The sequence below is a fragment of the Kitasatospora sp. NPDC056651 genome (assembly GCF_042792155.1).
In the GTDB taxonomy this organism is placed as follows: Bacteria; Actinomycetota; Actinomycetes; order Streptomycetales; family Streptomycetaceae; genus Kitasatospora.
This window is the reverse complement of record NZ_JBHTWX010000008.1, coordinates 50,110-59,485: the sequence shown is the minus strand read 5'-3', so window position 1 is coordinate 59,485 and position 9,376 is coordinate 50,110. Positions and strand designations below refer to the sequence as shown.

Genomic DNA, 9,376 nt, shown 5'->3' with positions numbered 1-9,376 from the left:
GTGACGGGCCCCGGGGCCGCCGTGCCCGTACTCAGTCCAGGCCCCGCGCCCGGCGGAACCGCTCCGCGAGGGCGTCCGGGGCGATCAGCGGCGGCGGGTAGTCGGCGTCGACCAGCCACGGCCGGTGCACGGAGCGGCCGGGCAGGTGGGCGAGTTCGGGCACCCAGCGGCGCACGTACGCCCCGTCCGGGTCGTACCGGTCGGCCTGGCGCAGCGGGTTGGGCACCCGGTTGGGACGGGTGTCGGTGCCGGTGCCCGCGACCCACTGCCAGTTGAGCTGGTTGTCGGCCACGTCGCCGTCCACCAGCAGCGACAGGAAGTGGGCGGCCCCGATCCGCCAGTCCAGGTACAGGTTCTTGGCGAGGAAGCCCGCCGTCAGCAGCCGGGCCCGGTTGTGCATCCAGCCCTCCTCGGCGAGCTGACGCATTCCGGCGTCGACGACCGGGTAGCCGGTGCGGCCCTGCCGCCACGCCTCGGCCTCGCGCCCGTCCCGGTGCCAGTGGTCGTCCCTGGGCCGGTAGTCGCGGTGCGCGGCGTCCGGGCGGGCGGCGAGCACCTGGTGGTGGAAGTCGCGCCAGGCGAGCTGCCGGACGAACGCCCGGGCCCCCTCGCCGTCGTGGCGCAGGGCCCGCTCGACCAGTTCGGTGGGGGACAGGCAGCCGAAGTGCAGGTACGGGGAGAGCCGGGAGGTCGCGTCGGCGGCGAGGTCGTCCCGTACCCCGTCGTACGGGGCGACGTCCCAGCGCCGCCACCGCCGCCGCCCGGCGCTCTCGCCGCCCGGTGGCAGCGCGGGGGAGCACGGCCCGGCGAGGGCCGGGGTCTCGCCGCCGATGCCCGCCGGGGTGTCGAGCGCGCGGGGCGCGCGCAGCACCGTGCGGCGGGGCGCCTGCTGCCAGGCGCGGAAGTACGGGGTGAAGACCGCGTAGTGGTCCCGGCCGGCCGGGACGATCCGGCCCGCCGGCACCACCGTCAGCGAGGCGTCGTGGACGTGCAGCCGGTCGCCGAACAGCGTGCGCAGCCGTTCCTCCCGCCGGCGGGCGAAGGCGCTGACACCCGACGCGACGTGCACGGTGGCGGCGCCCGCCTCGGCGGCGACCCGGGCCGCCTGCTCGGCGGGCTCGCCGCCGCGCACCGTCAGCCGGGAGCCGATCCGGCGCAGCGAGGCGTCCAGGTCGGCGAGGCAGTCGGCCAGGAAGGCCTGCCGGTTGGGCGCGGCGAAGCCGGCGTCCGCGACGGCCGGGTCCAGCACGAACAGGGGCACGACCTGGTCGGCGGCGGTGCGGGCGGCGTGCAGCACGGGGTTGTCGTGCAGCCGCAGGTCCTGGGTGAACAGGGCGATCGATACGGTCACGGGCGGGGCCTCACAGGTGGTGCCGTCGGGGTGCTCGGGCACTCCTACCTGATGTCCGGACCCGTCGGCCAAGTGGATTGGTCCGAACGGGCGTGAGAGGCTCCCCCCATGGAACAGCGCGCACTCGGCCGCACCGGCCGTCCCGTCTCGATCGTCGGACTCGGCACCTGGCAGCTCGGTGCCGGCTGGGGGAACGTCCGGGAGGAGGACGCCCTGGCCGTCCTGGAGGCCTCCGTGGAAGCCGGTGTCACCCTCTTCGACACCGCCGACGTCTACGGTGACGGCCGCAGCGAGCGGCTGATCGGCCGCTTCCTGAAGGAGCGTCCGGACGCGGAGGTGTTCGTCGCCACCAAGTTCGGCCGCCGGGCCGAGCTGCACCCCGAGCACTACCACCTCGCCAACTTCCGCGCCTGGGCCGACCGTTCGCGGGACAACCTGGGGGTGGAGCGGCTCGACCTGGTGCAGCTGCACTGCCCGCCGACGCCCGTCTACTCCTCGGACGAGGTGTTCGACGCCCTGGACACCCTGGTGGCGGAGGAGCGGATCGCCGCCTACGGGGTGAGCGTGGAGACCTGCGCCGAGGCGCTGACCGCGATCGCGCGCCCGGGCGTCGCGAGCGTGCAGATCATCCTGAACGCCTTCCGGCTCAAGCCGCTGGAGCAGGTGCTGCCCGCCGCCGAGGCGGCCGGCGTCGGGATCCTCGCCCGGGTGCCGCTGGCCTCCGGGCTGCTGTCGGGCCGCTACACCGAACAGACCGTCTTCGGTGCGGACGACCACCGCACGTACAACCGCCACGGCGAGTCCTTCGACCAGGGCGAGACCTTCTCCGGAGTGGACTTCGCGACCGGCGTCGAGGCCGCCCGGGAGTTCGCCGCGCTCGCCCCCGAGGGCGCGACGGCGGCGCAGACGGCGCTGCGCTGGGTCACCCAGCAGCCGGGGGTGACCACGGTGATCCCCGGCGCCCGCAACGTGGCGCAGGCCCGGGCCAACGCGGCCGCCGGCGAGCTCGCGCCGCTGGCGACGGACACCCTGGCCGCGGTGCGCGAGCTGTACGACCGGCGGATCCGGCCCCAGGTGCACGACCGCTGGTGACGGCGGGCGCAGGCGTCAGGGCTCCTCGTCCCGGTCCTCGCGGGTCCGGGCACGGGCCTGGCGTCTGCGCCGTCGCAGGTACCAGACGGCCGGAGCGACGACCACCAACGCGCCGATCAGCAGGGCGAGGGCCCGGCCGCCGGAGCGCCCGCCCCGCCCGTCGCCCGGCCGACCCGGTAATTCGCTTGACCCGCCGGCGCGGTGGCGCTGGACTTCGGTGGGCGCCGCACCCGGGCGGGGCCGGCACGACGGGGAGGCGGCAGCACCGCATGGAGATCCGTTCCACGACCGACCAGGACCTCGAAGCCTTCGTCCACACCTTCCACGCCGCGCTGGGCCGCTTCCCGGACGCGCCGGACACGGAGGGCGGCGGGGTCTGGTGGGCGGCGACCGAGCCGGACCGCAACCTGCTCGCCGTGACGGCGGAGGGGCGGCCCGTCGGAACCGCCGGTGCCCACACCTTCGAGCTCACCCTGCCCGGGCAGGTCGTCGTCCCGGCCGCCGGGGTGACGTCGGTCGGCGTCCTGCCCACCCACCGCCGCCAGGGCGTGCTCACCGCGCTGATGCGGCGCCAGCTGGCCGACCTGCGCGCTCGCGGGGAGTTCCTCTCCGTGCTGCTCGCCTCGGAGGCCGGGATCTACGGCAGGTTCGGCTACGGGCCGGCGACGTACACCCGCCGGCTGACGGTGCGGCGCCAGCAGGCCGCGTTCGCCGTCCCCCGCGCGCAGGGGGCACCGGCGGGCTCGGTCGAGCTGCTGCGGCGGGCCGACTGCGAGGCGGTGCTGGAGGAGGTGTACGACCGCTACCGCCGCACCCAGCCGGGCGCGCTGTCCCGGCCGCGCCGCTGGTGGGCGCTGGGCGCGGGCCAGGCGCCGGTCGCCCGGACGCCGCGCTACGTCGCCGTCCACCGGGACGCCGACGGCACCCCGGACGGCTACGCCAGCTACTGGAAGGACGGGGACACCCTGACGGTGGACGAGACCGTCGCCGTCGACGACGCCGGGTACACCGCGCTGGCGCGCTCCGTCCTCGGCCACGACCTGGTCGACAAAGTCGTCCTGCGGCACTGCCCGGCGGACCACCCGCTGCGCTGGCAGCTCGCGGACTTCGGCGCCGCCGAGCCGAGCGGCGAGACCGACTGGCTCTGGGTGCGGCTGCTGGACGTCCCGCGCGCGCTGACCTCACGCGGCTGGTTCGCGGACGGCGAACTCGTCCTGGACGTCGACGACCCGTTCCTCGGCGAGCGCCGGCGCCACCTGCTGACCGTCCGGGACGGGAAGGCGGAGTGCGTCCCGACGGACCGGGAGCCCGACCTGTCCCTGGACGTCCGCGACCTCGGCTCGGTCTACCTCGGCGGCACCGCCCCGAGCACCCTCGTCCGGGCCGGGCACATCCGGGCCCGCCACCCGGACGCGGCCGCCCTCGCCGACACCCTCTTCCGCGCCGAACGGGCCCCGCACTGCCTCCACTGGTTCTGACCCGGCCCGTGCCCGCCCGCACCGTCCGGCGCAGTAGGGTCGCCGCATGCTCCTGTGGATCAACGGCCCGTTCGGGGCCGGCAAGACCCAGACCGCGCACGAGATCCGGCGCCGCCTCCCCGGCAGCGTCGTCTGCGACCCCGAGCACGTGGGGTTCGGCCTGCACCGGATGACGCCGCCGCGGCTGCGCGGGGACTTCCAGGACCTGCCCGCCTGGCGCCAGGGCGTCTTCGAAGTGCTGGACCGCACGCTCGCCGCCCACGACGGCGTGGTGATCGCGCCGATGACGGTGGTGGAGCCGGTGTACTTCCGCGAGACCGTCGGCCGGCTGCGGGAACGCGGCCACGACGTCCGCCACTTCGCGCTGCTGGCCGAGCGCGGGACGGTGGTGGAACGGCTGCGCGAGCGCGGGTTCGGGCACGTCGTGGGGTTCGTGGCCGGGAAGGACGCCCCGCTGCGCCGGGAGAGCTTCGCGCTGTCCCGGCTCGACCTGTGCCTGGAACGGCTGCGCGAGGAGGAGTTCGCCCAGCAGGTGTGGACCGACCGGCTCACGGTGGCGCGGGTCGCCGACCACATCGCGGCCGCCTCGGGGCTGACCCTCGCCCCGAACACCGACAGCCCGCTCCGCGGACGCGTCCGCCGGGCGTGGACGGGAGTCCGGCACATCCGGTTCGTCTGAGCCCGGGCGGCGGACGCCGGTGCGGTGCGCCGCCGGGTGCGCCGCCGGGTGCGTCGTGCCCACCCGGCGGCGGGACCGCCCGTGCCGCTCACACCAGCAGGAGACCCCCGCACCGCTGGGCGCCGTCCTTCATCGCGATCAGGTTGGCCACGACGTAGGAGATGTTGTTCCGGGAGTGCCACTCGGTCGGGAAGTAGGTGACCAGCCGCGAGCTCTGGAACCGGGCCCGGATCTCCGGGACGAAGGCCCGGTACTGGTCGTCGGTGTAGTACCAGAAGGAGTTCTCGTTGTAGAAGGCGACATGGGTCGGGTCCTGGTACGCGCCCCGGCCGTCGGAGCTGGGCGTCATGGTGAGGAGCATCCCGCCCGGGGCCAGCAGCCGGTACAGCTCGTTGATCAGCGGGACCTTCTCGGGCACGTGCTCCAGGAAGTCCACCGCGCGCAGCACACCGACCGAGTCGTCCGGCAGGTCCAGGCGCCCCGGCAGGGTCGCGACGAGGTCGACCCCCTCCCCGGGGTACCGGTCCACCCCCAGATAACCGGGCGGCTTGCGGTGCGCCGCGCCGAGGTCCACGGCCAGCAGGCCGCGCCGCTTCGCCCAGGCCAGCGCGTTGGCCTCGATGTACTTGTCGTACAGCGCGACGGTCTCGCGCTGGATGTGCGCGTTCACCTCCGTGTCCCGCTGGGTGTTGGCCGGGTGCATCCGCTGGAGGTACAGGCAGCGCGGGATGTGGTGGAAGTCCCCGGCCTGGAAGAGACGGCACATCAGGTCCTGGTCGTCGAGCACGGTGCGGGTGGCGTCGTACCCGCCCACCTGCTCGTAGACCCCCCTGCGGAACGCCCGCACGTGGTTGGGCGCGTACCAGATGTACGAGACGTTGTGCGGAGTCGGCGCCATCGCGAGCGACTGGAGCAGCCGTCGGCCGTCGACCTCCGTCTCCTCGTACCGCCAGCCGTGCTCCTCGTTGAAGCGCGAGTCGTCCCGGCCGCCGTCCTCGGTGATCTGGGCGGTGTGGCTGTACACGAGCACGGCGTCGGGGTGGTCGTCGAAGGCCTCCGCCAGCCGCGCCAGGCAGTCGGCGGCCAGCAGGTCGTCGTGGTCGAGCTCGACGAGGATCTCGCCCCTCGCCAGCTCGCAGGCCCGGCGCTTCGCCGCCCCGACGCCGCTGATCCCGTCGTCGACCTCCACCCTGATGCGGTCGTCGGGCCGCTCGGGCCGCCAGCGCGCGCCGTTGTTGAGCACCACGATCCACTCCCAGTCCGAGCGGCTCTGTGCCGTGAGCGTGGCGAGGCACTCGTCGAGGAAGCGCGGTTGGTGGCTCGGGGTGAAGACGGAGAACTTCGGTGTGGCGAGCGATGTCATCGGTTGGCACCTGTTGGGGAGGCAGTCGGTTCGGGGGTCGGAGCCGTGCGCACGGAATCCCGGAACTCCTCCGGGACGAGGGGCCGTAGCGACGGGTCTGTTCGGACGGCGGTCCGGAAGGATTCCTCGGCCTCACCGCGGTGTCCCTGCTTCGCCAGGCCGTAGCCGAGGTGCAGATGCGCGGTGGCGGCCTTCGGATCTGCGGCGACGATCCTCCGCAGGATCGAGACGGCCTGGTCGGTGTCGCCCGGCCCGAGCAGGATCGCCTTGTTGAACAGCGCCGGCTGGTAGTCGGGATCGGTCTTCAGCGCGCTGTCGTAGGCGGCGAGAGCCTCGGCGGGACGGTTGTCCTGCTGGGCGACGACACCGAGGTCGTACCACGCCAGTTTGTTGCCGGGCTCCCGCTCCAGGACCTGGCGGAAGATGCTCTCCGCCAGGTCGTAGTGCTTCGACTCGCCCTGTTTGATTCCCTCCTGGAGCAGGACCTCGGCGGGCGGGGGCGCGGCGGGCGAGGACTTCGCCGGGCCCCTGACCGGCGGGGCGGCACCCGTCGAACCGGCCGCGGCCAGGTGGAGCCAGCCGCCCACCGCCGCGGCGGCCACCGTGACGACGAGGCCCTTCCACCACCATCTTCGTTTCACAGGACTTCCCACCTCGTCGGTCCGATGGCACGGCTCACCCGGCCCGCGGGACGCGGAGCCGGGTGAGCCGAATTCTCAGGGGAGGAGCACCACTCGGGACGCTAGGGCGCGCACACCGCGTACGCGGTGACCTGAGTGGCGGGCAGCGCGAGGGTGTTGACCTGCCATCCGGTGGCCGGTGACGTCGCCGAACCCCCGACCGGGACACTGGAGGCGATGTCGGCGGAGAGGCCCTGGAAACCACCCCCGATGGCATGCGTCCCGGTGGGACAGGTGGCGGTGGCGGTGCCGATGGCGGTCGCCGTGATGATCACACTCTCCGCTCCGGCGGCGGGTCCCTGGAAGCCCTGCGGGCCCTGGGCGCCCTGGGTGCCCGTCGCGCCCTGGACTCCCTGAGGGCCGGTAGCGCCTTGGAAGCCCTGTGCCCCTTGGAAGCCCTGCGGCCCTTCCGCGCCGGTCGCTCCTTGGGCGCCGGTCGCGCCTTGGGCTCCCGGGACACCTTGGAAGCCTTGCGTGCCTTGGGTACCGGTTGCTCCTTGTGCCCCGGTGGCGCCTTGTGTTCCTTGTGTTCCTTGTGCGCCGGTGGTGCCTTGGGGGCCTTGGAAGCCCTGTGCGCCTTGGGTGCCCTGCGTGCCGGTCGCTCCTTGGGCGCCGGTGGTGCCCTGGAAGCCCTGGAAGCCCTGGGTGCCTTGGGTGCCTTGGGTGCCGGTTGGACCTTGGGTGCCGGTGGCACCCTGTGCGCCGGTTGCGCCTTGAGAGCCGGTCGTGCCTTGGGTGCCGGTTGGTCCTTGGGTGCCGGTTGGGCCTTGGGTGCCGGTGGCACCTTGCGTGCCCTGGGCGCCGGTGGTTCCGGGGGTGCCCTGGAAGCCTTGTGGTCCTTGTACGCCGGCGACGCCCTGCGTTCCTTGGGCGCCTGTGGTGCCGGGATCGCCTTGGAAGCCCTGTGTTCCCTGTGCGCCGGTTGCGCCTTGAGAGCCGGTCGTGCCTTGGGTGCCGGTTGGGCCTTGGGTGCCGGTGGCACCTTGCGTGCCCTGGGCGCCGGTGGTTCCGGGGGTGCCCTGGAAGCCCTGTGTTCCCTGTGCGCCGGTGGCGCCTTGTGTGCCAGTTGCGCCTTGAGAGCCGGTTGCACCCTGCGTGCCGGTTGCGCCTTGGAAGCCCTGCGTGCCCTGGGTCCCTGGAGTGCCTTGGAAGCCCTGCGTGCCTTGGGCGCCGGTTGGTCCTTGTGTGCCGGTGGCACCCTGCGTTCCTTGGGCGCCGGTGGTTCCGGGGGTGCCCTGGAAACCCTGTGCTCCTTGTACGCCGGCAACGCCCTGTGTGCCTTGGGTTCCGGTGCTGCCTTGGAAGCCTTGCGTTCCCTGGGCGCCGGTGCTGCCCTGGGTGCCCTGTGTCCCCTGGGCGCCGGTCGTGCCTTGGCTTCCCTGCGTTCCCTGCGTTCCCTGCGCGCCCTGGGTCCCTTGGCTGCCCTGCGGCCCCTGGGGTCCCTGCGACCCGTGCTCCCCATGGTGGTCTCCCAGGGTTTCCCAATACCCCCAGATCCCCCAGTCCCCCCAGTTCCAGAGACCGCCGCTGAAGTCCCTCATCCAGCCCGTGCGATGGCTCAGGTCGGAGCTCATGGCACCGTTCGGGCCGGGGATGTTCGCAAAGTCCGTGCTGACGGAGCGTGTGACCGCGTCGGCCAGGGCCTCCGTGGTCGATGCCAGGTTGACGGCCGCGGTCAGCGCTGCCGCCGTCGACAGCATGGCGATGGATCTGACGCGGGATCTTCGAAGCGACTTCTTCTTCATGGGTGGGTTCTTCCTGAGAGGTGACGCATGGACACCACCGTGCAGAGGGATCTGCGGGCATACGCAGGTGCGCCTCGACGGTCATCGGTGGGACCAGTATGTTTCCGGCGCCATCCGCACTCAGGTTTCGTTCCGTCCTTTGCCCGCTGAATGTCACCCACCCGGGTTCGGGCCCTCGGAAGACCGCGTCCGAGGGCCCGTCACCTCGTCAAAGGACGCAGCGGCTCAGCGGTAGATCGCGACCCGGGGTTCGATGGTCCCCTGGAGTGGAGCCTTGCCGACGACGGTGAGCCGGTACTGCTCGGTGAGGGTGCCGTGGCCGTGCAGCACCAGCTGGACGGTGTCGAGCCGGGTGTACAGCGTGCCGGTCTGGCTTGCGAGCGCCGTGCTCCGCCAGTGGCCGTCGGGCCCCAGCACTTCGAGCCGGATGCTCGCCGGGTCGAGGAAGGGGCCGCTGGCGGGGGACTCCACGAGGATCTGCGGGGCCACCGTCCGGTCCCGTGCGGAGTCGTTGCGGTACGTGACGGTGATCGTCCGCTGCCCGTGGTCGGACGGCAGCGGGCTGCGGGGGAGCTCCACGAAGCGGCTGATCAGCTCGTTGGGTGGGGCCGCGACGGCGGGGGTGGCCAGTGCGGCGGTCGGCAGCGCGGCGAGGGCGGCGGCCAGTGCCAGGCTCCGACGGGGGATGTTCCGGGTGCGCATGGCGCCTCCCTTGGTCGACGGCCGGTGCGCGGAGTGCGCCGGTGGCCCCGGCAGCAGGTCCGCAAGACACCACCCTGCCCCCTCACCCGGAAAGCCGCATGCCGCGGGCCCGCGCCGGGTTCGTGCGCGGCACCGGGACCGGCCGGGAACCGGCCCGGAACCGGACCGGGGGGGCGGCGTTCCCGCTGGGCCGAACGTGCGACGGCCGCGGCCGCCACGCCGGTGCGTCACCCCGCCGGGTACAGGGACCCGTACTTTGGGCCGCAGCCTCCGCCCGGCGGCCTCG

At 73.6% G+C, this 9,376-nt stretch carries 8 protein-coding genes; 3 read left to right on the top strand and 5 right to left on the bottom strand.

The annotated features are described in order from the left end of the window. Positions 1–31 precede the first annotated feature (31 nt). On the bottom strand, positions 32–1,351 hold the full coding sequence (locus ACFRAR_RS05940) for a cryptochrome/photolyase family protein (RefSeq protein WP_380695224.1): 1,320 nt from the start codon (positions 1,349–1,351) through the stop codon (positions 32–34). 108 nt (positions 1,352–1,459) lie between these two features. On the opposite strand from ACFRAR_RS05940, the gene ACFRAR_RS05935 reads away from it, so the two are divergent. The 3 genes from ACFRAR_RS05935 (at position 1,460) to ACFRAR_RS05925 (ending at position 4,600) form a co-directional block, all read left to right on the top strand. Next, the gene (locus tag ACFRAR_RS05935; RefSeq protein ID WP_380695222.1) at positions 1,460–2,443 is read left to right on the top strand and encodes an aldo/keto reductase; all 984 of its coding nucleotides are present in this window, start codon (positions 1,460–1,462) and stop codon (positions 2,441–2,443) included. Positions 2,444–2,712: 269 nt separating this feature from the next. Further along, the gene (locus ACFRAR_RS05930) at positions 2,713–3,921 is read left to right on the top strand and encodes a GNAT family N-acetyltransferase (protein WP_380695220.1); all 1,209 of its coding nucleotides are present in this window, start codon (positions 2,713–2,715) and stop codon (positions 3,919–3,921) included. A 46-nt stretch (positions 3,922–3,967) separates the two neighbouring features. Further along, entirely contained in the window at positions 3,968–4,600 is a 633-nt protein-coding gene (locus tag ACFRAR_RS05925; protein ID WP_380695218.1) for an AAA family ATPase, read from the top strand. Positions 4,601–4,688: 88 nt separating this feature from the next. Here the strand turns inward: ACFRAR_RS05925 and ACFRAR_RS05920 are convergent, their stop codons facing one another. The 4 genes from ACFRAR_RS05920 to ACFRAR_RS05905 form a co-directional block, all read right to left on the bottom strand. Continuing rightward, a complete protein-coding gene (locus ACFRAR_RS05920; protein ID WP_380695216.1) occupies positions 4,689–5,963 on the bottom strand; it encodes a glycosyltransferase in 1,275 nt (424 codons plus the stop codon). Next, entirely contained in the window at positions 5,960–6,604 is a 645-nt protein-coding gene (locus ACFRAR_RS05915; RefSeq protein ID WP_380695214.1) for a tetratricopeptide repeat protein, read from the bottom strand. The genes ACFRAR_RS05920 and ACFRAR_RS05915 overlap by 4 nt, the downstream gene beginning before the upstream one ends. Positions 6,605–6,705: 101 nt before the next feature. Next, a complete protein-coding gene (locus ACFRAR_RS05910; protein WP_380695212.1) occupies positions 6,706–8,388 on the bottom strand; it encodes a collagen-like protein in 1,683 nt (560 codons plus the stop codon). Positions 8,389–8,613: 225 nt separating this feature from the next. Continuing rightward, positions 8,614–9,090, bottom strand: a complete 477-nt coding sequence (locus ACFRAR_RS05905; RefSeq protein ID WP_380695210.1) for a signal peptide protein — start codon at positions 9,088–9,090, stop codon at positions 8,614–8,616. Positions 9,091–9,376 lie beyond the last annotated feature (286 nt).

What these genes read in the sequence shown, in the direction of transcription:
- ACFRAR_RS05935 (WP_380695222.1), top strand. Translation starts at nt 1,460, where the DNA reads ATGGAACAGCGCGCACTCGGCCGCACCGGCCGTCCCGTCTCGATCGTC.
- ACFRAR_RS05930 (WP_380695220.1), top strand. Translation starts at nt 2,713, where the DNA reads ATGGAGATCCGTTCCACGACCGACCAGGACCTCGAAGCCTTCGTCCAC.
- ACFRAR_RS05925 (WP_380695218.1), top strand. Translation starts at nt 3,968, where the DNA reads ATGCTCCTGTGGATCAACGGCCCGTTCGGGGCCGGCAAGACCCAGACC.
- ACFRAR_RS05920 (WP_380695216.1), bottom strand. Translation starts at nt 5,963, where the DNA reads ATGACATCGCTCGCCACACCGAAGTTCTCCGTCTTCACCCCGAGCCAC.
- ACFRAR_RS05910 (WP_380695212.1), bottom strand. Translation starts at nt 8,388, where the DNA reads ATGAAGAAGAAGTCGCTTCGAAGATCCCGCGTCAGATCCATCGCCATG.
- ACFRAR_RS05905 (WP_380695210.1), bottom strand. Translation starts at nt 9,090, where the DNA reads ATGCGCACCCGGAACATCCCCCGTCGGAGCCTGGCACTGGCCGCCGCC.